This window comes from Staphylococcus sp. 231237_7MaSpsaltlick (genome assembly GCF_043107035.1).
Genome location: NZ_JBICNX010000426.1, coordinates 1 through 408 on the forward strand (window position 1 = coordinate 1; position 408 = coordinate 408).

At 35.8% G+C, this 408-nt stretch carries 1 protein-coding gene; it reads left to right on the top strand.

All coding sequences use genetic code 11. From position 1 onward, the window contains the following. On the top strand, positions 1 to 408 hold a 408-nt coding region (locus tag ACF91D_RS32190; protein ID WP_392438769.1), incomplete at both ends, for a glycosyltransferase family 2 protein.

Here is a 408-nt window from a genome sequence, read left to right on the forward strand (position 1 = left end):
TTATATAATAGCAATAGTATTGACGATACTATCACTAATAAGTGGAATGTGTATGTATGCGCGTCGAGCGATTATAAATAACTTCGGAAAAGAAAGAGGTCAGACAGCCGTCAGTGTTATTGTACCTGCTAGAAATGAAGCGGAGAACTTACCTAAATTACTTAACAGTATAAGTAAAGAGCAAGAAATAGAAGTAATTGTTATGGATGATGGTTCAACTGATGAGACACAAGTTGTTGCTAGATATTATGGTGCGAGCGTATATACTGTTGAAAATGATACTACATGGCAAGGTAAGTCACATGCTTGTTGGCAAGGTAGCAAATATGCAACGCATGATTTAGTGATGTTTGTTGATGCTGATGTTCAGTTTGCTTGTGATGATAGTATTCAAAATATAGCCAATCA